This window comes from Micromonospora sp. URMC 105 (assembly GCF_051386295.1).
GTDB lineage: Bacteria > Actinomycetota > Actinomycetes > Mycobacteriales > Micromonosporaceae > Micromonospora.
Genome location: NZ_JBPQTL010000005.1, coordinates 110759 through 130775 on the forward strand (window position 1 = coordinate 110759; position 20017 = coordinate 130775).

19 protein-coding genes are annotated in these 20017 nt (G+C 73.4%); 8 read left to right on the forward strand and 11 right to left on the reverse strand.

The genetic code is table 11. The features are described from left to right. The first annotated feature begins 88 nt into the window (after positions 1-88). A complete protein-coding gene (gene ctaD, locus ACSNN7_RS03580) occupies positions 89-2092 on the forward strand; it encodes an aa3-type cytochrome oxidase subunit I (protein ID WP_436679083.1) in 2004 nt (667 codons plus the stop codon). 129 nt (positions 2093-2221) lie between these two features. Here ctaD and ACSNN7_RS03585 read toward each other — a convergent pair whose 3' ends face one another. Then, on the reverse strand, positions 2222-3361 hold the full coding sequence (locus ACSNN7_RS03585; RefSeq protein WP_436679085.1) for a SigB/SigF/SigG family RNA polymerase sigma factor: 1140 nt from the start codon (positions 3359-3361) through the stop codon (positions 2222-2224). Between the two features lie 280 nt (positions 3362-3641). Further along, positions 3642-5012 (reverse strand): hypothetical protein, encoded by a 1371-nt coding sequence (locus ACSNN7_RS03590; RefSeq protein ID WP_436679110.1) that lies wholly within the window; start codon positions 5010-5012, stop codon positions 3642-3644. 233 nt (positions 5013-5245) lie between these two features. Here ACSNN7_RS03590 and ACSNN7_RS03595 point away from each other — a divergent pair, with 233 nt between their 5' ends. After that, positions 5246-5476 (forward strand): CDGSH iron-sulfur domain-containing protein, encoded by a 231-nt coding sequence (locus tag ACSNN7_RS03595; RefSeq protein WP_436679086.1) that lies wholly within the window; start codon positions 5246-5248, stop codon positions 5474-5476. Between the two features lie 54 nt (positions 5477-5530). Here the strand turns inward: ACSNN7_RS03595 and ACSNN7_RS03600 are convergent, their stop codons facing one another. From ACSNN7_RS03600 to ACSNN7_RS03610, 3 genes are read right to left on the reverse strand one after another with little or no spacing between them, the layout of a single operon-like run. Further along, positions 5531-6583, reverse strand: coding sequence for an iron-containing redox enzyme family protein (locus ACSNN7_RS03600; protein WP_436679088.1), 1053 nt, complete (start codon positions 6581-6583; stop codon positions 5531-5533). Between the two features lie 50 nt (positions 6584-6633). Further along, positions 6634-8397 (reverse strand): thiamine pyrophosphate-binding protein, encoded by a 1764-nt coding sequence (locus ACSNN7_RS03605; RefSeq protein WP_436679089.1) that lies wholly within the window; start codon positions 8395-8397, stop codon positions 6634-6636. Then, positions 8390-9505, reverse strand: coding sequence for a Vms1/Ankzf1 family peptidyl-tRNA hydrolase (locus ACSNN7_RS03610; protein ID WP_436679090.1), 1116 nt, complete (start codon positions 9503-9505; stop codon positions 8390-8392). Before ACSNN7_RS03610 ends, ACSNN7_RS03605 begins: the two co-directional genes overlap by 8 nt. 144 nt (positions 9506-9649) lie before the next feature. Between ACSNN7_RS03610 and ACSNN7_RS03615 the strand changes: the two genes are divergently transcribed. Both ACSNN7_RS03615 and ACSNN7_RS03620 read left to right on the forward strand, forming a co-directional pair. Beyond that, positions 9650-10204, forward strand: coding sequence for a hypothetical protein (locus tag ACSNN7_RS03615; protein ID WP_436679112.1), 555 nt, complete (start codon positions 9650-9652; stop codon positions 10202-10204). A 37-nt stretch (positions 10205-10241) separates the two neighbouring features. Next, a complete protein-coding gene (locus ACSNN7_RS03620) occupies positions 10242-11108 on the forward strand; it encodes an alpha/beta fold hydrolase (protein WP_436679091.1) in 867 nt (288 codons plus the stop codon). Here ACSNN7_RS03620 and ACSNN7_RS03625 read toward each other — a convergent pair. Further along, complete coding sequence (locus ACSNN7_RS03625) at positions 11105-11443, reverse strand: DUF3817 domain-containing protein (protein WP_436679092.1); 339 nt, start codon at positions 11441-11443, stop codon at positions 11105-11107. The two genes, ACSNN7_RS03620 and ACSNN7_RS03625, sit on opposite strands and share 4 nt — an antisense overlap. Before the next feature lie 163 nt (positions 11444-11606). On the opposite strand from ACSNN7_RS03625, the gene ACSNN7_RS03630 reads away from it, so the two are divergent. Continuing rightward, the gene (locus ACSNN7_RS03630; protein WP_436679093.1) at positions 11607-13085 is read left to right on the forward strand and encodes a glutamate--cysteine ligase; all 1479 of its coding nucleotides are present in this window, start codon (positions 11607-11609) and stop codon (positions 13083-13085) included. Positions 13086-13116: 31 nt separating this feature from the next. On the opposite strand, the gene ACSNN7_RS03635 is transcribed toward ACSNN7_RS03630, so the two are convergent. Both ACSNN7_RS03635 and ACSNN7_RS03640 read right to left on the reverse strand, forming a co-directional pair. Then, complete coding sequence (locus ACSNN7_RS03635; protein WP_436679094.1) at positions 13117-14289, reverse strand: zinc-dependent alcohol dehydrogenase; 1173 nt, start codon at positions 14287-14289, stop codon at positions 13117-13119. A gap of 22 nt (positions 14290-14311) precedes the next feature. Beyond that, entirely contained in the window at positions 14312-15259 is a 948-nt protein-coding gene (locus tag ACSNN7_RS03640) for an SRPBCC family protein (protein ID WP_436679095.1), read from the reverse strand. Between the two features lie 275 nt (positions 15260-15534). On the opposite strand from ACSNN7_RS03640, the gene ACSNN7_RS03645 reads away from it, so the two are divergent. Then, the gene (locus tag ACSNN7_RS03645; protein WP_436679096.1) at positions 15535-16278 is read left to right on the forward strand and encodes an SAM-dependent methyltransferase; all 744 of its coding nucleotides are present in this window, start codon (positions 15535-15537) and stop codon (positions 16276-16278) included. A 172-nt stretch (positions 16279-16450) separates the two neighbouring features. Here the strand turns inward: ACSNN7_RS03645 and ACSNN7_RS03650 are convergent, their stop codons facing one another. Beyond that, on the reverse strand, positions 16451-17239 hold the full coding sequence (locus ACSNN7_RS03650) for an SIR2 family NAD-dependent protein deacylase (protein ID WP_436679097.1): 789 nt from the start codon (positions 17237-17239) through the stop codon (positions 16451-16453). After that, the gene (locus ACSNN7_RS03655; RefSeq protein WP_436679098.1) at positions 17239-18063 is read right to left on the reverse strand and encodes a hypothetical protein; all 825 of its coding nucleotides are present in this window, start codon (positions 18061-18063) and stop codon (positions 17239-17241) included. The genes ACSNN7_RS03650 and ACSNN7_RS03655 overlap by 1 nt, the downstream gene beginning before the upstream one ends. Before the next feature lie 151 nt (positions 18064-18214). On the opposite strand from ACSNN7_RS03655, the gene ACSNN7_RS03660 reads away from it, so the two are divergent. Continuing rightward, on the forward strand, positions 18215-18508 hold the full coding sequence (locus ACSNN7_RS03660) for a hypothetical protein (protein ID WP_436679099.1): 294 nt from the start codon (positions 18215-18217) through the stop codon (positions 18506-18508). A 72-nt stretch (positions 18509-18580) separates the two neighbouring features. Here ACSNN7_RS03660 and ACSNN7_RS03665 read toward each other — a convergent pair whose 3' ends face one another. Next, entirely contained in the window at positions 18581-19321 is a 741-nt protein-coding gene (locus tag ACSNN7_RS03665) for an SDR family oxidoreductase (protein WP_436679100.1), read from the reverse strand. 130 nt (positions 19322-19451) lie between these two features. Between ACSNN7_RS03665 and ACSNN7_RS03670 the strand changes: the two genes are divergently transcribed. Beyond that, a complete protein-coding gene (locus ACSNN7_RS03670) occupies positions 19452-19961 on the forward strand; it encodes an RrF2 family transcriptional regulator (protein ID WP_436679101.1) in 510 nt (169 codons plus the stop codon). The last annotated feature ends 56 nt before the right edge of the window (positions 19962-20017 follow it).

Below are 20017 nucleotides of genomic sequence, written 5' to 3' on the forward strand. Positions count from 1 at the left end.
CCATAATTCCCTCTTTCGCCTGGTTACATGGATGCGGGGGCGGTCAGCCACGCCCGTCCTTCTGTCCGTGACGACGGGGTGAGAGCCGATGCCCAGACGGGTACCCACGGAGCCGGCGCGAGACCGGGGGCCGGCGGTCCTGGCCCCGGCGCGGTTCGGCGGCCACCCGGGCCCGGTCCGGCCGGCGCTGCCGGGAGCCAAGCTGATCAAGCTGCTCGGGACGACCGACGCCAAGCAGATCGGCCTGCTGTACCTGTCGACCTCGTTCATCTTCTTCCTCATCGGCGGGGTGCTGGCGCTGCTGATCCGGGCCGAGCTGGCCCGGCCCAACCTGCAGATCCTCTCCGCCGAGCAGTACAACCAGATGTTCACCATGCACGGCACGATCATGCTGCTGCTCTTCGCGACGCCCCTGGTGTTCGGCTTCGGCAACTACGTGGTGCCCTTGCAGATCGGCGCGCCCGATGTCGCGTTCCCCCGGCTCAACGCCCTGGCGTACTGGCTCTACCTGTTCGGCGGGACCATGGTGGTCGCCGGATTCGCCACCCCGAGCGGAGCGGCCGACTTCGGCTGGACGGCGTACACCCCCCTGAGCAGCGCCGAACACTCGCCGGGCGTCGGCGCGAACATGTGGGTGGTCGGCCTGGCCCTCTCCGGTCTGGGCACCATCCTCGGCGCGGTCAACCTGATCACCACGATCCTCACCCTGCGCGCCCCGGGCATGACCATGTTCCGGATGCCGATCTTCACCTGGAACCTGCTGTTGACCAGCGTCCTGGTGATCCTGGTCTTCCCGCTGCTGGCCGCCGCGCTCTTCGCGCTCGCCGCCGACCGGCTGCTCAACGCGCACGTCTTCGACCCGGCCACCGGCGGGCCGATGCTCTGGCAGCACCTGTTCTGGTTCTTCGGCCACCCCGAGGTCTACATCGTCGCGCTGCCGTTCTTCGGCATCGTCACCGAGATCATCCCGGTCTTCGCCCGCAAGCCGATCTTCGGCTATACCGGTCTGGTGCTCGCCACCGTCGCGATCACGGTGCTGTCGATGACGGTCTGGGCGCACCACATGTTCGCCACCGGCCAGGTGCTGCTGCCCTTCTTCAGCTTCCTCAGCTACCTGATCGCCGTACCGACCGGGGTGAAGTTCTTCAACTGGGTCGGCTCCATGTGGAAGGGGCAGCTCACCTTCGAGACGCCGATGCTCTTCGCCATCGGCTTCCTGGTCACCTTCCTGCTCGGCGGCCTCACCGGGGTGCTGCTGGCCAGCCCGCCGGCGGACTTCCACCTGCACGACACCTACTTCGTGGTGGCGCATTTCCACTACGTGCTCTTCGGCACCATCGTGTTCGCGGCCTTCGGTGGGGCCTACTTCTGGTTCCCGAAGATGACCGGCCGGCTGCTCGACGAGCGGCTCGGCAAGATTCACTTCTGGACGATGTTCATCGGTTTCCACGCCACCTTCCTGGTACAGCACTGGCTCGGCAGCGAGGGGATGCCCCGCCGCTACGCCGACTACCTGCCCACCGACGGCTTCACCACGCTCAACATGATCTCCACCGTCGGCTCCTTCGTGCTCGGCGCGTCCACGCTGTTCTTCATCCACAACGTCTGGAAGTCCTGGCGGTACGGGGCGATGGTGACCGTGGACGACCCCTGGGGCTTCGGCAACTCCCTGGAGTGGGCCACCACCTGCCCGCCCCCGCTGCGCAACTTCGACCGGATGCCCCGGATCCGCTCCGAGCGCCCCGCCTTCGACGCCAAGTACGGCCCGCTCGTCGCCGACCTGGGCCGCGACCTGCCGCAGCGCACCACCCGCCCGGCCCAGGAGTTCCACGAGGAGATGCGACACGAACCGCACCGGCCGGAGTCACCGGCGGCCGAGGGCGCCCACGGCGCGCGGGAGGCGGTGGCCTACCAGCCCGCCCCGCAGTCCGGGGCCCGGCCGGTCGAGGTACCCGAGCCGGAGCAGGTGCGCCGGCCCAGCTTCGAGCAGACCGACGAACCGGAGGGAAACCCGCTCGACGCCCAGGTGGCACCCGAGGCGAACGAGCGCTGGCGGCACCCGCACAGCAAGGGCGACACCGAGGAACACTGACCGACGCGCACAGCGGCGGGTCGTCTGCCTGCCGCGCCGGGCTCAGCGGCGGCGGGCGCTGGGCTGCGCCAGGCCGCGGCCGCCGAGGCCCCGGCACGGGCGGGCCGTGCCGGGGCCGGGCGGCGTGGTTCAGGCGTCGGCCGTGGCGGGCAGGCCGGCGGCGGTGAGCGAGCGGCGCACCGCCGGTTGGACCCGGGTCAGCCGCAGCGGGACGCCGGTGCGCGCCGCCGCGTCCCGCCCGGCCATCAGCGCGGCGATCCCACCGGCGTCGACACCGCCGGCGCCGTCCAGGTCGACCACGACCTCGCGGGGCTGGCCGGTGACCGCCTCCAGCATCACCCGGCGCAGCTGGTCGGCGCCGTCCCGGTCGATCTCGCCGCCGACCTCCACCACCACCCGGTCGCCGGTGCGCTTGAGCGCGATCCGGTTGCGGCCGGTCTCGCACTCGGCGGCACCGTTCTGCCAGGGTGGCGGGGCGTCGGCGAGCATCGCCTGGCGCAGCCAGGTCAGCGCCCGGGACAGCAGCCGGGAGACGTGCATCTGGGAGATACCGAACCGGGCGGCGATCTCCGCCTGGGTCTGGTTGCCGTAGAACCGCATCGCGAGGATGCGCCGTTCCCGCCACGGCAGCCGGTGCAGCAGCCCGCTGACCGTCACCCGGTCGTCGACCGATTCCAGCGCGTTGTCCGACTCGCCGACCAGGTCACCGAACTCCGCCGAGCTCTCGCCGCCCACGGGCGCGTTCAGCGAGGCCGGGCTGTAGCCGGCGGCCGACTCCAGGGCGGCGAGGATCTCCTCCTCCGGGGTCTCCAGCCGCTCGGCCAGCTCCGCCACGCTCGGCGCCCGGGACAGCTCGCTGGTCAGCGCCGCGGTGGCCTGCCCGACCTCCAGGATCAGGTCGCGCAGCCGACGGGGCACGTGCACCCCCCAGGTGCGGTCCCGGAAGTGCCGCTTGATCTCGCCGACGATGGTGATCGCCGCGTACGCGGTGAAGGAGCCCCGCTCGGGGTCGTACCGGTCGACGGCGTTGACCAGGCCGAGGCGGGCCACCTGCTCCAGGTCCTCCAGCGGCTCGCCGCGTCCCCGGTAGCGGCGGGCCAGCCGGCCGGCGAAGGGCAGGGCGAACCGGACGAGGTCGTCGCGGGCCTCCTGTCGGCGCTCGGGTGGCAGGCCCGCGATCCGGGCCGCGTACGCCAGGGCGGCCGCGTCCAGGTCCTCCAGGCCGCGTTCCGTCGGCGGTGGTGTGGTCGTGGTGGTCTGTCCGAACATCCGCGCCTCCCTCAGGAAGGTCCCCCGCCCGGAATGGGAGCCGGTCGTGCGCGTGGTCGGGCCACGCACCGGGCCGGAAGTTGGGTCACGTGCCGCGCCGGTGTCACCGGACGCGCGGAAGCGACGGCGCACGCTGCACGCCGTGGTCGGGCCGTCGCAGCGAGCGGTGTTCCCGCTCCGTAGGTACTCAATCACGCGGCCGCGGGTTCGCGAGGATGTTTCGTCAGCTCGGTCCGGCGGGTCGGTGGGAAACGCCGGGCGTCGGCGTTTCCGCCCGGATTCAGGTCACGGCCAGGCCCAAGGAGGCACCGCCCTCCCGCAGCGCGGCGACCGCCTCCCCCATCTTCAGCGGGGGCGGGACCGGCAGGTCGTACGCCTGGTTGCGGAGCACCTCGGTGGCGCGGCGGGTGGGGACCGGTGCGACCGGGTAGCCGCGGGCGGCGGTGCGGTCCAGCGCCCGGCGCCGACGGCCGAACGCGGCCACGGCGAGCCACTGGGGCAGTCCGGCCAGGGCGGGCGAGCGCATCCCCGGCGACTCGGGCAGGACGTCCACGGAGGTGAACGGCTCGCTGCCGGCCAGCCACCACTCCACCCCGTCGACGCTGCGCCGGGTGGCGTTCTCGCACCAGTAGGGCACCAGCCCCGCCCGCACCACCTGCCACGGGTCGAGCAGCCGCCCGCACTCGACCACCAGCCGGTCGCCGGTCTTGCCGGCCCGGCGCAACCAGCGCCGGTAGAGATCGGCCACGGCCGCGCTCAACGCCGTGGGCTGCGGGACGGACACCTCGTGCAGGTCGTGGCCGTACCGCCGGCCCCAGTGCCGCGCCCCGTCGACGAAGCCGGCTCCCACCGCGTGCTCGGCCTGCTCCCCGGCGGCGGAGACCTCCGGCGGCTCCCAGTGCCCGCCGTCGCCGCCGGCCGATCGGAGCACCTGCCGCAGCGCGTGCGAGTCGGGGTGGAAGTCCACCGGCTCCAGGCCACTGCCGGGGCAGCCGAGCTGGAAACTGTGTCCCTGCCCCTCGTCGCTGACCGGCCAGGTGCGGGCGTCGCGGACCACCAGCAGCGGGGCGCCGGGGTCGAGGCGGTCGGTCAGGAACCGGGCGTACGCGTGGGGCAGGGCCTCCCACCGGGCCACCAGCGCGACCGTCACGCCCGCCAGCGCGCCCCGGCTGGCCGGGCAGTGCACCTGCCGCAGGTGCAGGCCGGGGTTGCCGGCCAGCACCCGGGCGGCGAGCGCCGCGCCGTGGTCGAGGGCCGCCCGGGGGCGGTCCACCGCGCCCCGGGACCAGTGCGCGGTCATCTCGAAGCCGGCGGGCAGCCACGGTACGCCGAGAGCGACCGCGAGGTGCGCCGCCGCGGCGTGCGGGGAGCCCAGCACCACCCCGGGGTAGCGGCGGCGGGGGTACTGGTCGACGAACCACCGGGCCACCCGCTCGGCGTCGATCTCGCCGGCCTGCTCCGGGGTGAGCGCGACCCGTCCGGCGGCCCGCACGGCGGCGGCGCGGCGGACCGGCTCGGGCGCGGCGGTGAACCGGGACATCGAGGTCGGCTGGCCCAGGTCGGCGCAGTCGGCGCCGCTCAGCGCCCGGGCGGTGGCCGCGACCAGCACCCGGGCGGTACTGCCCGCGGCGACGACCCGGTCCCCGGCCATGCCCGCACCGTCGGCCGTCAGCCTCTTCTGCACCTTGGGCACCGGCCCCACCTTGCCTCGTTCGCTCACCACGCGGCCCGGCTTCCCGTCCGGATGGGGTCTAAACGGGCATTGGGGGCAATGGTCGGCCCGACGGCCCTACGCCGGTCCGGGGCCCTCGGGTGAGTCGCCGCCCACCGGCGTCCGTCGGCCGCGGCGCGTTTCGGCCCGGGCGGCACGGGCACATCCGACCCATGAGCGCCGAGCACCCCACCGCCGACGCGGCGGCCACCATCACCCCGTACGAGGACGGACCGCTGCTGGTCAGGGGCGACTTCGCCCTGATCACGCCGGACGGGCGCAGCATCGACACCCGGCGGGGCACGGTGGCCCTGTGCCGGTGCGGCAAGTCGGCGCTGAAGCCGTTCTGCGACGGCACGCACAAGGCGGTCAACTTCCGCGCGGGCACCGACCGCGAAGGCTGACCCCGGGGCGGTAGCGGGGCCCTGGGCATCATTCCGATGCGCCGCCCGACGGCCTCAGGCGGCCACGGGCACCCGGGACGGCTCGCCGGCGGTCCGCAGCGAGGAGCCGCCGGCCGCCCAGCTGTCCAGCAGGTGGGCGGCGAAGAGCCGGTCCACCGCCAGGGCGGTGGCCGCGCCGAACAGCACGTCGGCGGCGAGGCCGGGCTCGGTGCGGACCAGTCCCCCGCAGAGGTCGTGCGCGGCGATCTGCTCGTGCACCGCGTCCGCCTCGACGTGCTCGTCGTAGAAGCGGGTGGCCACCTCGTCCAGGCCCAGTCGGCGCAGCCCGTTGCCGTACCGGCGGTTGGGCAGCGAGGACGTCATCTCGAAGGCGGCCAGGTGGCCGAGCAGCGCGCCGCGCAGGCGCCGGTGCAGCCCGAACAGCGAGATCAGGTTGTTGGTGGCCAGGGTGACGGCCGGCACCCGGTCCAGGTACGCGGCGTACCCGGTGTCCAGGCCGAGGCGGTCGAGAGTGCGGCGGAACAGCTCGGCGTGCATCCGGTCCAGCCGGCCGTTGCCGTACTCGTCCATCTGGATCTCCACCAGCGCGGCCTTCGCCGGGCCGCCGAGGCGGGGCAGCCCCCAGCTGTGCGGGTCGGCCTCCCGCAGGTGGTAGATCGACCGGTGCGTGACGAACTCGCGGAACTGCGCCAGCGTGGCCCGCCGCTGCAGCGCGGCGGCCAGCGACGGACCGTCGTCGGCGGCCACCAGGTCGGCCAGCGCACGCGGCACCCCGCCGGGCAGCACCGCCGGCAGCGGGCCGGCCAGCCGGCGCAGGGCCGCCTCGAAGGCCCGCTCGGCGACGGACCGCAGCGCCAGCAACGACGGCTGCCACTCCCAGTCCTCGTCGACCCCCTGCCAGCCGCGGTAGTGCAGCTCGTAGCAGAGGAAGAGGGTCAGCTGGAGGTCCTCGTCGGTGACCGGGTCCGCCGTGCCGAGCTCCGCGCCCAGCCCCACCGGCAGGTCGTGCGGCGGCTGCTGCAGCGCCTCGACCACGGCGGTGGAGACCGGACCCCGGGGCTGCGGCAGCGGCGCGGGCCCGTAGCGGCGGTCGGCGGCGTCGGACATCGGACCTCCTGCAGGCGGACGGGATCTCCTGATGCCCAGGCCCGGTACGGCTAAACGAGGTCCTCCGCCTCCACCGTCATGCGGGCCTCCATCGTGCGGTCACGGACCCGTCGGGCGGCGTCGCCGGCGGCGAAGACCCCCCGCAGGTCGGCCAGCGCCGGCTCCGGCGGGCTCAGCGGCACCTCCGGGTCCACCACCGCCTCCAGGACGCACGGCCGGTCCGCGGCGAGCGCCTCGTCCCAGGCCGCACCGACCAGATCGGGCCGGTCCACCCGCACGCCGTGCAGCCCCAGCAGCCGGGCCCAGCCGGCGTACGGCACGTCGGGGCGGCGACTGGCGACCGGGCCGCTGACCTGCCGCCCGCCGCCCATGCCGGACTGGTCGCGGTTGTTGAGCACCAGCACCACCAGCCGTGGGTCGGCCCACTCGTGCCAGCGGTGCGCCACGGTGATCAGCTCGGCGAGGCCGTTGAGCTGCATCGCACCGTCCCCGAGCAGCGCGAGCACCGGCTGGTCGGGGCGGGCGAGCTTGGCGGCCACCGCGTACGGCAGCGCGCAGCCCATCGAGCCGAGGGTGCCGCAGAGCTGCGCGTTCACCCCGGGCGGCAGCTCCACGTGGCGGGCGTACCAGTAGATCACCGAGCCCACGTCGACGGCGACCGCGCTGCGGCGGGGCAGCCGGCTGGAGAGCTCGTGCAGCACCAGCTGCGGGTTGACCGGTTGGGCGGGCGCCTCGACCCGGGACAGCGCGTCGGCGTGCCACCGGTCCACCGAGCCCTCGACGGTGGCACGCCACTGCCGGTTCGGTTCGTCGCGCACCCGGGTGAGCAGCGCGCGCAGCGTCTCGGCGGCGTCACCGACCAGCGGCACGTCCACCCGGTGGCGGCTGCCGATCCGTCGCCCGTCGATGTCGATCTGGATGGTCCGGGTCTGCCCGTCCATGGGGAAGTAGTCGGTCCACGGGTTGTTGGTGCCGACCAGCAGCAGCGTGTCGGCCCCGCCCATGAGCTGGGCGGCGGCCGTGGTGCCGACCTCGCCGAGCACACCGGTGTGGAAGGGCAGCCGTTCGTCCAGCACCGGCTTGCCGAGCAGCGAGCTGGCCACCCCGGCGCCGAGCCGGTCGGCCAGCGCCACGATCTCGTCCTCCGCGCCCCGGGCACCCTGGCCGACCAGGATCGCCACCCGCTGCCCGATGGTGAGCAGCGACGCCGCGGCGTCCAGGTCCGCGTCGTGCGGCAGCACCCGGGCCAGCGGCTCACCCGGCGTCGCGGTCATCACCCCGTCCGCCTGCGGCTGAAGATCCGGTACGGCGGTCTCCTGCAACTCGCGGGGCAGCACCACGCAGGTGGGGCTGCGGGTGGCGGCGGCGGTCCGGAACGCCTGGTCCAGCAGGCCCGTCACCTGCCCCGGGGAGCGGCCGTAGCGGACGAACTGGTTGCAGACGTCGCCGAAGAGCCGGCTCAGCCCGATCTCCTCGTGCGCGCCGCCCAGCGGGCCGACGACGTCCTCCCCGACGATTGCCACCACCGGCTTGCTGTCCAGCTTGGCGTCGTACAGGCCGTTGAGCAGGTGCACCGCGCTGGGGCCCTGGGTGGCCAGGCAGACGCCGATCCCGCCGGTGTACTTGGCGTGCCCGGTGGCCATGAAGGAGGCGGTCTCCTCGTGGCGGGCCGGTACGAACTCCGGGTCTCCCCCGGCGTTGTCCAGCGCCGCCACCAGGGGGGCGATGGCCACCCCGGGGTAGCCGAAGGCGCGCGGCACCCGCCAGGCCCGCAGCCGGTCCACCACCAGGTCCGCGACGGTCCGGTCAGCCATTGCCCCGCCCGGGGGTGCCGGCGTCGACGTAGCGCAGCACCGCGCCGACGCCGTCGGTCAGGTCGGGCGCCTCGTCCGGGGCGAGGACGGTCAGCTCGGCGTCCGTGCCGACCAGGGCGCGGAGCAGGGCCGCGTCGGCGCGGACCCGCTGCGGGTCGCGCACGGCGAGCTGCCCCGGCTCGGTGGCGATGTCGGTCGGCTCGGGACCGATCCAGAGTTCGCCGTTCGCCGACGGGTCGTCGACGATGAGCATGGTGTCGACCTGGTTGCGTTGCAGCGCGGCCACCACGGCCTCCAGTCCGGCGCCCACGTCCTCCTGCATGCCGAAGCGCTCGAGGGCGGCGGTGACGTGCCGGTCGGCGACCTCGGCGATGGTCTGCACGGTGATGTCGTCCATCTGCTGCGGGTCGGCGCCGCCGGCGCGGGCGCCGGCGTCGGTCCGCACCATCACGTCCTGCCAGCGGTTCGGCAGCTGGGCGGCGATCATGCCGGTGGCCCGGACGTCCCCGGCCAGCACCACCACCTCCGCGCCGACCTTCTCGGCCAGCTGGACGGTAGCCGCGGCGACGTCGCCGGCGTTGTGGTGCCACGCCTCCACGGCGGAGCGCTGGTAGCGCGACTGCGACCAGCCGCCCGGCTGGACCCGGCGCAGCTGGGTGCTCTCCCGGCCGCTGACCTGCGCCCGGCGGGGCACCCCACCGGCGCTGATCGCGATCGCTTCGGCACCGGTCCGGTCGGCCAGCACCCGGACCCAGGCGATCTGCTCGCCCCGCTGGGCGACCAGCGGCATGGTGTGCGGCAGCGTGGCCCAGACGGCCAGGTCCTTGAACGGCGGCGCGCTGAGGTACTCGGTGAGCACCACCCGGCCGCCGGTGGCGAAGATCGCCACGCCGTAGTCGCCGGGCACCGGATCGTGGCCGCGCACCGCCCGCCCGACCGCTTCCACGGTCACCGGGTCGGCGCCCTGCTCCAGCAGGCTCCCCTTGAGGGCCCGCCAGCGGAGGTCCACCTGGGGATGGGCGTCGTGGGTGTCCCTGGAGGCGTCCAGGTAGACCGAGCACCACGGCCCGGGACGGTCGTAGAGCGGGCGCAGGAAGGACAGCTGCATGCTCGAGACCCCTTTCCAGCTCGGCCGCCCGCTTACCCGCGCCGCCGGGGATGTCACCTCGCCGGAGCCACCGGGTGGCCGCGGTTCATTCACGTCGTTCGACCGGGCGGACCGCTACCATCAGTGCACGTTCCCGGACTCTCGGTGGTGGGCATGGACAGCGATCTCCGGCTCCGCGTCGTGCACCCGACGCAGCGGATCCTCACCGGGCGGGTCGTCCGGTTGCTGGAGGGGTATCCCCGCGAGGTGCGTATCGGCCAGCCGGTGCTGGTCGCGGTGCTGACCGCGGCGAGCGTGGTGGGGCTGCTGATGCTGCTGGTACGCAGCCTGCTCTCCACCGGCGGCGGGGGCGGCGGCGCGCGGCGCGGCTGGAAGGACCTGAAGAAGGGCCCCGAGTTCCTGGTCACCCCGCTGCGGGTACGCGACGCCGCGGGCCTGCTCTACGAGGTGGAGCTGCACGGCCACCTGCCGCAGAGCGCGCTGCACCCGGCCGACCACGTGCAGCTGACCCTGCGCCGGCAGGCCGACGCGGACCTGCCGCCCCGGGTGGAGCGGATCGTCAACGTCACCACCGGGCAGCTGCTCACCCCGCGCACCGCGACCCTCTGGTCGCACCTCGGGCCGCCGCTGCTGCTCCAGGCGCTGCTCGGCGCGGTGCTGCTGGGCGGCGTGGCGGCCTGCTCGGTGGTCACCGGCTGAGCGTTTCCCGGCCTGCCGGATGGGGCACCGGGAGACCATGTTTCCCGGATTCACCCTGGAACACGTCGACGTGGGCCCGGTGCGGCTGCGCGTGCGGCACGGTGGGTCCGGCCCGCCGGTGGTGCTGCTGCACGGCCATCCCCGTACCCACGCCACCTGGCACCGGGTCGCGCCGCTGCTCGCCGAGGAGTTCACCGTGATCTGCCCGGACCTGCGCGGCTACGGCGGCTCGTCGAAGCCGCCGGCCGGCCCCGACCACGCCGGGTACGCGAAGCGGGCGATGGCCGCCGACGTGGTCGGCCTGCTCGACGCCCTCGGCCACGACCGGGCGGCGGTCGTCGGGCACGACCGGGGCTGCTACGTGGCGATGCGGACGGCGCTGGACCACCCGGGCCGGGTCAGCCGGCTCGGCGTCCTCGACGGGGTGCCGATCGGCGAGGCGCTGGCCCGCTGCGACGCCCGTTTCGCCGCCCGCTGGTGGCACTGGTTCTTCCTGGCCCAGTCGGAGAAGCCGGCCGAGCGGGTGATCAACGCCGATCCGGACGCCTGGTACGGCGGCTCCCCCGCCGAGATGGGCGAGGAGGCGTACGCCGACTACCACCGGGCAATCCACGATCCGGCGACGGTGCACGCGATGTGCGAGGACTACCGGGCCGGTCTCGGTCCGGACCGGGCGGCCGACGAGGCCGACCGGGCCGCCGGGCGGCGGATCGGCTGCCCCGTGCTGTTCTGCTTCTCCACCCGTGACGACATGGAGGAGCTGTACGGCGACCCGGCCGCGATCTGGCGGCAGTGGGCACCGGACCTGCGGGTGGCGTCGGTCGACTCCGGGCACCACCTGGCCGAGGAGGCGCCGGAGCAGCTCGCCGCCGTGCTGGGTGCGTTCCTGGCGGAGGGCGGCTAGCCGACCGGGGTGAGCGGGCGGGCCGGCTCGGGCGCGGTGCGCAGCATGCCCCGCCGCCGGGCCCAGCGCTCGAAGAACAGGGTGGCGAACGGCGGGACGGCGCTGACCAGCGCCACGGCGGTGACGAGCAGGCTCCACCGGTGGGTGCGGGCCATCACCAGCACCAGCAGCCCGTAGGCGACGAAGAGCCCGCCGTGGATCGGCCCGAAGATCTTGACGCCGATCTCGTCGGCCGGCGGGCCGTACTTGACCGCCATGCCGACCAGCAGGGCCAGCCACGAGCACGCCTCGGCGATCGCCGCCGCCACGAAGAGCCGGGTCGTCTTCTCACGCATCGGGCCATGCTATCCAGCCGGGACGGCTCGCCCGGCAGAAGCGGGGCGGAGGCGACAGGGATCACGGAGGCCGCGAATGGGTAGGTAAGAGTCCTTCGGGTCTTCCCCACCCGCGCCGGGACGTGCGAGGTTGGAGGGAGCCAACGGTGACAGGGTGGTGACCATGGGCGAAGACGTCGGTGCGCGGACCTTCAGCCGGGAGGACCGAGCCCGCTACCGCGAGAAGGTACGCCGCTGCCTGGACGTCTTCGCCGAAATGCTGCGCGAGTCGCGCTTCGACGTCGAACGGCCGATGACCGGGCTGGAGATCGAGCTGAACCTGGTCGACGAGGCCTCGATGCCGGCGATGCGCAACGCCGACGTGCTGGCCGCCGTCGCCGACCCCGCCTTCCAGACCGAGCTGGGGCAGTTCAACGTCGAGATCAACGTGGCGCCCCGCCGGCTCGTCGGCACCGGCACCGCCGAGTTCGAGGAGCACGTGCGGGCCAGCCTCAACGCCGCGGAGCAGAAGGCCCGCACCGTGGGCGCGCACATGGTGATGATCGGCATCCTGCCCACCCTGCGCCCGGAGCACCTCACCGCGGAAACGCTGTCGACCAACCCCCGCTACGAGCTGCTCAACGAGCAGATCTTCGCCGCCCGCGGCGAGGACCTGCGAATCTCCATCAACGGAGTCGAGCGGTTGGCGACCACCGCGGACACCATCACGCCGGAGGCGGCGTGCACCAGCACCCAGTTCCACCTCCAGGTCAGCCCGGCGCAGTTCGCCGACTACTGGAACGCCGCCCAGGCGGTCGCCGGGATCCAGGTGGCCCTCGGCGCGAACTCGCCGCTGTTCTTCGGCCGGGAGCTGTGGCGGGAGACGCGCATCCCGCTGTTCCAGCAGGCCACCGACACCCGCTCCGAGGAGATCAAGGCCCAGGGGGTACGCCCCCGCGTCTGGTTCGGCGAACGCTGGATCACCAGCGTCTTCGACCTGTTCGAGGAGAACGTCCGCTACTTCCCCGCCCTGCTGCCGGTCTGCGACCCGGAGGACCCGGCCGAGGCGCTCGCCGCGGGCGGGGTGCCGAAGCTGGCCGAGCTGCGCCTGCACAACGGCACCGTCTACCGATGGAACCGGCCGGTCTACGACGTGCTCAAGGGCCGCCCGCACCTGCGGGTGGAGAACCGCGTCCTGCCGGCCGGTCCGACGGTGCTGGACACCGTCGCCAACGGCGCCTTCTACTTCGGGCTGGTCCGGGCCCTGGCCGAGTCCGACCGTCCGCTGTGGTCGCAGATGTCGTTCAGCGCCGCCGAGGAGAACTTCACCAACTGCGCCCGGCACGGCATCGACGCGCAGGTCTACTGGCCCGGCCTGGGATACCTGCCGGTGACCGAGCTGGTGCTGCGGCGGTTGCTGCCGCTGGCGTACCACGGGCTGGACCGGTGGGGGCTGGATCCGGGCGAGCGGGACCGACTGCTCGGCATCATCGAGCAGCGCTGCCTGACCGGGCGCAACGGGGCGACCTGGCAGGTGGAGACCCTGCACCGGCTGGAGTCCGCCGACCACCTGGACCGGCCGGAGGCGCTGCGCGAGGTGGTCCGCCACTACGTGGACCTGATGCACAGCAACCGCCCGGTGCACGAGTGGCCGCTGCCCTGAGCGGCAGCGGCCTCCCGCCGCTCCCGGGCCGTCAGACCTTGAGCACCACCTTGGTGCAGTCGTCCTGCTTCTTCTGGAAGATCTTGTAGCCCTTGGCCGCGTCCTTCAGCGGCATCCGGTGGCTGACGACGAAGCTCGGATCGATCTCGCCCTTCATGATCCGCTCCAGCAGCGGCCGCGTGTAGCGCTGCACGTGGCACTGCCCGGTCCGCATGATCAGCGAGCGGTTCATGAACGCGCCCATCGGGAACTTGTCCACGACACCGCCGTACGCCCCGATCACCGAGACCACTCCCCCGCTGCGGCAGGCCAGGATCGCCTCGCGCAGCGCGAAGGGCCGCTCGGTCTCCAGCCGGCCGGCCTGCTTCACCCGGTCGTAGGCGTACATCGCGGCGTTGCCGTGGTGCCCCTCCAGGCCGACCGCGTCGATGCAGGCGTCCGGGCCCCGGCCGGCGGTGAGCCGGTTCAGCTCGTCCAGCACGTCGAGTTGCTCGTAGTTGATCGTCTCCGCGCCGGTCCGCTCGGCGGCGAGCCGCAGCCGGTACGGGTACCGGTCGATGACGACGACCCGCTCCGCGCCGAGCAGCCGGGCGCTGGCGGCGGCGAGCAGGCCGACCGGCCCGGCTCCCCAGACGGCGACCACGTCACCGGGCGTGATGTCGCACATCTCCGCCCCCATGTACGCGGTGGGGAAGACGTCGGCGAGCATCAGCGCTTGGTCGTCGGGCACCTCGTCGGGGACCTTGATCGGGCCGACGTCGGCGAACGGCACCCGGGCGTACTCGGCCTGGCCGCCGGCGTACCCGCCGAGCAGGTGGCTGTAGCCGAAGATGCCGGCCGGTGAGTGGCCCATGATCTTCTCGGCGATGCCGGCGTTGGGGTTGGAGTTTTCGCAGACCGAGTAGCGGCCCTGCTGGCAGGAGGCGCAGTTGCCGCAGGCGATGGGGAACGGCACCACCACCCGGTCGCCGACGGCGAGGTTGTCCACCTCCGGGCCGACCTCGACCACCTCGCCCATGAACTCGTGGCCGAGGATGTCGCCCTTGCGCATGGCCGGGATGTAGCCGTGGTAGAGGTGCAGGTCGGAGCCGCAGATCGCCGTCGAGCTGATCTTCACGATGGCGTCCCGGGCGTTCAGGATGCGGGGATCGGGCACGTCGACGACCTTGACGCTGTCCTTGCCCGTCCAGGTGGTGGCTCTCATCGTCATTCCTTCCCGGAGGCGTTCAGCGGGTGGGCAGCGGCTGGGCGGGACGTTGCTTGAGCTGCTGGTGCAGGGTGATCCCCTGCGGACTGGCGTCGGAGCGGACCACCTCGCCGGTCTCCAGCACCTGCTTGAACCGGCGCAGGTCGTCGCGGATCTGCTGCTCGGGCTCCTCGCCGAAGAGCTTCGCCACCGCGCGGCCGAGCCGCCCGGCGGGCGGGGCGTACCCCAGCTCCACCCGAACCTCGGTGCCCCGGTTGCCAGGGGCCGGCAGGAAGCGGACCCGGCCGGCGTTGGGCACCTGGGCGCCGGGCAGCGAACGCCAGGCGATCAGCTCGTCCGGACGGTCCTCGACGATCTCGGCGTCCCAGCCGACCAGCCGGCCGGCGGGCCCACGGGCGGTCCAGTGCGAGCGGCGCAGGTCGTCGGCGCGGACGGACTCCAGGTGGGCCATGAAGCGGGGCAGGTTCTCCAGGTCCCGCCAGAACCGGTACGCCTCCGACGCCGGCCGGTTGACGGTGACGCCGACCTCCATGAGGATCAGCCGTTCCCGGGCCCGGCGGGCCCGGCCGGCGCGGATCGCGGCGATCAGGTCGACGGCGGCGATGCCGGCCACGACGGCCGTGGTGACGGCGACCCGCCGGCGCCGCTCACCGCGCCGGTCGGCCAGCGCGCGCCCGAGCAGGGTCAGGTCGGCGGCGTCCCCGGCCACCCGGGTCCAGGCCCAGCCGCCGGGGCGGCGCCCGGCGATCAGCCCGGCGGCGTGTCCGAGCTCGCGGGCGGCCACCGCCGGGATGACGCCCGCCGCGTGCGGGGAGTCGTCCACCCCGGTCAGCCGGGCCACCGCGCGCGGGGCGAGCAGGCCACCCGCGCCGAGGGCGAGACTCACCACGCCCAGCAGCCGGGGCAGCCCGGTGCCCCGGCCCTTGCCTTCCAGCTCGTCCAGGACCGTCGGGACCGTCTTCTCCACGTCCGCACCACCGTTGCTCAGCCGTGACCGCCCATCGGGACGGCCCGGCGGCCGGAGGCCGCCACGCCTGACGCTATGCCCGCCGATCGCCCCACGAACCCTGAATCGATACGAAACCCGGACGGATCTCCGGCAGGTCTCGGCCGCCACCGGAGGGTCGCTTCACACCGAATGCTCGGCGTGATCGCGGCTGTCCTGGGCCTGGCAGCCATCCGTCGCCGTGCTGGTCGCGAAACGGGGTCGCACCGTCGGTCGGGACTTGGCACCCTCAGCGGATGCAGACGACCGACGACCTCGCCGCCCTGCGTCATGCCCGGATGCGCTGGAACACACCGTTGTCGGAGGAGCATGCCGATCTGCTCCTGCAACGGCTCGACATCCGGCCTGGCGCGCACGTGCTCGATCTCGGCTGCGGGTGGGGCGAGCTGCTGCTGAGGGCGGTGGCCGCCGGAGGCGTCCGCGGCGCAGCGGTGACGACAGGCGAGGGAATCGATACGGACGATGCTGCTCTCGCGAGGGGGCGGGCACTGGCGGCTGACCGGTCACTGGACGAGCACGTCACGTTCGTCAAGGGGGAATCGGCCACCTCGCGGGAGTCAGCCGACCGGGTCCTGTGCGTCGGCGCCTCCCACGCCTTCGGCGGGACGGCCGATGCCCTCACCGCACTCGCCGCGTACGTGCGGCCCGGTGGCCGGCTCCTGTTCGGCGAGGCGTACTGGGAGCGCCGGCCAACGGCCGAAGCTGTCGAGATCTTCGGGGAGGAGACCGTGCCGCTCGCGGATCTCGTCGAGCACGCCCGTCGCCTGGGCTGGCGAGTCCTGCACTTCAGTACGGCCGACCAGCGCGAATGGGACGACTTCGAGTCCACCTGGCGCGCGGGCCAGCAGGAGTGGCTGCTGCAACACCCGGACGACCCTCGCGCGACGCAGGTACGCGAGGAACTCGACGACCGGCTGCGGCAGTACGTCGGCGTCTACCGGGGGGTGCTGGGTCTCGGGTACTTCGTGCTCGGCCGGTGACCGTGACAGCTCACCTGTTCGCCCCGCTCGACGAGCACCAGGTGTAGCGGGGCAGGACGTTGTTGCACGGTGCTCGCTCATCGGCACGACGGAGCGTCGACTCGGGCCGGTTGTGGTGACACTGCGTAGCACCTGGTCGGCGGCAGATCCGGATACCGAAACGCGGGCGGCGTTACCCCTCGTCGGTCTCCTCCCACGCGGCCGCGACCAGGGCCGGGAGGACCTGCGCCGCGGTGCCGCGCAGGTTGATGGCGCAGACCCGGTCGAGCGGGGTCGGCTGCGGGTTGACCTGGATCACGGCAGCGCCTGAGCGTGCCGCGATCCCGGGGATCTCGGCCGCTGGGTACACGACGCCGGAGGTGCCGACCGTCAGCAGCACATCGCAGTCGGCGGCCGCTTCGACCGCCGCGGTCAACGCCGCCTGAGGTAGCGCCTCGCCGAACCACACCACTCCCGGACGGACGAGCGCCGAGCAGGACGTGCACTGCGGCGGCGCGACCCGGCCGCCTTCGTCCGGCTGACCGGGCTCGCTCTCCGAGATGTCCTCGAAGGTCGCCGGATGGCCGGCCGCCGCGATGCAGCGGGGTGCGAAGAGGCTGCCGTGCAGGTGGATCGGGGCTCGGGTGCCGGCCCGCTCGTGCAGGTCGTCGACGTTCTGGGTGATGACGGTGCTGTCCGGGACCCGGGTCTGGATGGCGGCGATCGCCCGGTGACCGGGGTTGGGCTCGGCGCGGGACACCCGCGCGCGCCGCCATTCGTACCAGCCCCAGACCAGGTCGGGATCGGCATGGAACGCCTCTGCGGTAGCGAGCTGCTGGGCGTCGAACCGCGCCCACAGGCCGGTGAGGTCGTCACGGAAGGTGGGCACACCGCTCTCGGCGGAGATGCCGGCGCCGGTGAGGACGACGACCCGGCGGGCGCTGCCGAGCAGTTGCGCAGCTCGGCGCAGAGCCTCCGCCATCAGGTCAACTCCAGAACGGGACGCACCGGGGTCTCCTCCGTCAGGTCGCCGTCGCGGACGGCCTCCGCCAGGTCCCGATCACGGTAGGCGGTGGCGAGGGTGAGCCAGGCCAGGAAGGATCCGTAGCCACCGCAGAGCGCCGCGCCGCCGTCACCACCGCAGAGGACCGCCGGATCCGTGGTGAACTCGGCCCGGTACGGGTCGTCGCCGATCACGAGCCCGAACAGATTCGGATCTCTGATCAGGGGCACCGCACCGTAGGGTGCCCCTTCGGGATACTCGTCGCCCCAGCGGAACAGGGTGGTCGCTCCGGCTCCGCAGGCGTACTCCCACTCGTCGGGAGTCGGCGGCCGCAGGCCACGGTGCGCCAGACCGGCGATCAGCCAGGCGTGCCCGTACTCATCATCGTCGTTGTCGTCGTTGTCGTCGTCCAGCAACGCGCCGGCCTCGTCGGAGTTCACCGCGACGAGCCGGGCCGGCAGGGTCACCTGGCGCGGCGGCGACGTGACCGAGGCTATGAAGTGGTGCAGCGGCCCGGCCAGGTCGTACTCCCTGACGGCCGTGGCGAAGTCGGCGAGCTGCCGGGCGCTGGGCACGAGGCGGTCGACGTCATGACCGAGCTGGACGGTGCCGCCTGGCACCAGGGCGTAGTGGATGCCGTCGCGATCGAAGAACGCGACTCGACCGGCCCGGCCGCCGTACGCGTGCCCGCGTACACCGATGAGGCGGGCGTCGGCGTTGCGTGCGATGGCAGCGGCGGTGCGGCCGGCGGCCTCGTCGGCCAGGTCCAGCCAGGCGGGCAGGGTGAGATCGGCGTGCGACACGTCGGCATTATGCCCACCGGCCCCGACGACATCGAGCGGCGTCGACCGGGACAGCGCGAAACCCAGGCCGTTGCGGACCGTGGAACCCCGCGCGCCACCGCGCCCGCTCGGTGCCACGAGCGGGCGTCGGCGCGCGTGGCACCATGCCTCCATGAGCAGCGACGTGCCTCCCGAGGTCAGCGCCCTGGCCATCAACGTCACGATCCCCGAAGGACTCCGCTGGACCGACGTGCGGCGCGGTGAGGAGTTCCTGCTGACCACACTCAACGTCCGGCTGCTCCCGGACGGACGCCTCGCGGCGAAGGCGTACGGCCGGCCGACCGGCGGCGGTCGCGGCACGTACGTGTCGTTCCCCCTGCCCGACAGGCCCGAGCTGGTGGCCCTCGTCGACCAGGCCGCCGGTCGCGCCAGCGCGCTCTGGGCCGCCCATCGCGGTCTCGGCTGACGGTACGACTGCTACGACCCTGTGGGCCACGGCTGGACGATCTCAGTCCCGCCCTCGTCGCACCGCAGCAGCTCAGCGGGCGGACGTGAGCCAGTCCTGGTAGTGCGTGGGTGCCAGGTGTGCGTCGGGGCCGGCGATGAGCACGTCGCCGCTGACGACCGCGAACATGCCGGCTGAGTCGTCGGTGACGACGTCCCGGTTGTCCTGCCGCGCGGCCAGGGTGATCCTGCCGAGGTCGTCGAGGGCGAAGACGTCCGGGCCCGCGACGTTGCGGATGCCCTGCAGCGGGGCCCCGGTGGCGACGTCGACGACCGCGTCGACGACGTCCGCGGCGGCCATCGGCTGAAGCCGGGTGGCGGGCAGGCGGACGGTGCTGTCGTCCGAGGTCCAGGAGAGGACCGCATCGACGAATTCGAAGAACTGGGTGGCGCGCACGATCGAGTACGGCGTGGGCCCCTGGCGGAGCAGATCCTCCTGCAGGACCTTGGCCCGGTAGTAGTCCAGCTGGGGCACCTGGTCCACGCCGACGATCGAGAGAACCACCTGGTGCCGGACACCGGCCCGCTCCCCGGCGGCCAGCAGGTTGCTCATGGAGGCCCGGAAGAAGTCCAGGGAGGCCTCGTCGAAGGTCGGCGAGTTCGCCACGTTGACCACGACCTCGGCGCCCGCCAGCGCCTGGTCCAGGCCCTGCCCCGTGATCAGATCCACGCCCGTGGACGGTGCCGCGGGGACGGCCTCGTGTCCGGCCGCGGTCAGCTTCTGGACCACCTGCGAGCCGATCAGCCCGGTACCACCGATGACTGTGACCTTCATGGCTCTCACTCTCCTACGGCGTGCCACCCGGGCACGCCCGTTTCATCGAGGACGCGCTGCCTCAAACTCGGACACGTTGTATCCGGGATATTAGTCGGATAGTCTTTGTCCGAGTCAAACCGGGGGGGTCATGAAGCTGTCAGGTGGGGTCGAGTGGGCGCTGCACTGCTGCGTGGTGCTGACCACGGCGACGGAGCCCGTGCCGGCTGCCCGGCTCGCGGAACTGCATGACGTCTCCGCCAGCTACCTGGCCAAGCAACTCCAGGCACTCTCCCGCGCCGGCCTCGTGACCTCCGTGCAGGGCAAGGCCGGCGGGTACGTCCTGACCCGGGCTCCCGAGCTGATCACCGTCCTCGACGTCGTCGCCGCCGTCGACGGTGCTCAGCCCGCGTTCGTGTGCACCGAGATCCGCCAGCGAGGTCCCCTGGCGACACCGCCGGAGGCCTGCACGCGGCCGTGCCCGATCGCCCGCGCGATGGCCGGCGCCGAGGCCGCCTGGCGCGCGGCCCTGCAGGCGATATCCGTCGCGGACCTGGTCAGCAGCGTCGACGAGGACTCCGGCCCCACCGCACTGGCGGGCGTCCGCAGCTGGCTGAGCGGACCGGGCGACGGCGATGCCGCGCACGTCGAGCAGGGCTGAGTGACCCGGCAGCGGCTTCTCGTCGCTTCACCGCCTGCCGAGGTCGAGAGCGCCGG

Coding starts and splice junctions, on each gene's coding strand:
- ACSNN7_RS03630 (WP_436679093.1), top strand. CDS start 11,607: ATGGGCGAAGACGTCGGTGCGCGGACCTTCAGCCGGGAGGACCGAGCC.
- ACSNN7_RS03585 (WP_436679085.1), bottom strand. CDS start 3,361: ATGTTCGGACAGACCACCACGACCACACCACCGCCGACGGAACGCGGC.
- ACSNN7_RS03635 (WP_436679094.1), bottom strand. CDS start 14,289: ATGAGAGCCACCACCTGGACGGGCAAGGACAGCGTCAAGGTCGTCGAC.
- ACSNN7_RS03600 (WP_436679088.1), bottom strand. CDS start 6,583: ATGTCCGACGCCGCCGACCGCCGCTACGGGCCCGCGCCGCTGCCGCAG.
- ACSNN7_RS03590 (WP_436679110.1), bottom strand. CDS start 5,012: ATGGCCGGGGACCGGGTCGTCGCCGCGGGCAGTACCGCCCGGGTGCTG.
- ACSNN7_RS03645 (WP_436679096.1), top strand. CDS start 15,535: ATGCAGACGACCGACGACCTCGCCGCCCTGCGTCATGCCCGGATGCGC.
- ACSNN7_RS03665 (WP_436679100.1), bottom strand. CDS start 19,321: ATGAAGGTCACAGTCATCGGTGGTACCGGGCTGATCGGCTCGCAGGTG.
- ctaD (WP_436679083.1), top strand. CDS start 89: ATGCCCAGACGGGTACCCACGGAGCCGGCGCGAGACCGGGGGCCGGCG.
- ACSNN7_RS03625 (WP_436679092.1), bottom strand. CDS start 11,443: ATGCGTGAGAAGACGACCCGGCTCTTCGTGGCGGCGGCGATCGCCGAG.
- ACSNN7_RS03670 (WP_436679101.1), top strand. CDS start 19,452: ATGAAGCTGTCAGGTGGGGTCGAGTGGGCGCTGCACTGCTGCGTGGTG.
- ACSNN7_RS03605 (WP_436679089.1), bottom strand. CDS start 8,397: ATGGCTGACCGGACCGTCGCGGACCTGGTGGTGGACCGGCTGCGGGCC.
- ACSNN7_RS03650 (WP_436679097.1), bottom strand. CDS start 17,239: ATGGCGGAGGCTCTGCGCCGAGCTGCGCAACTGCTCGGCAGCGCCCGC.
- ACSNN7_RS03660 (WP_436679099.1), top strand. CDS start 18,215: ATGAGCAGCGACGTGCCTCCCGAGGTCAGCGCCCTGGCCATCAACGTC.
- ACSNN7_RS03595 (WP_436679086.1), top strand. CDS start 5,246: ATGAGCGCCGAGCACCCCACCGCCGACGCGGCGGCCACCATCACCCCG.
- ACSNN7_RS03620 (WP_436679091.1), top strand. CDS start 10,242: ATGTTTCCCGGATTCACCCTGGAACACGTCGACGTGGGCCCGGTGCGG.
- ACSNN7_RS03610 (WP_436679090.1), bottom strand. CDS start 9,505: ATGCAGCTGTCCTTCCTGCGCCCGCTCTACGACCGTCCCGGGCCGTGG.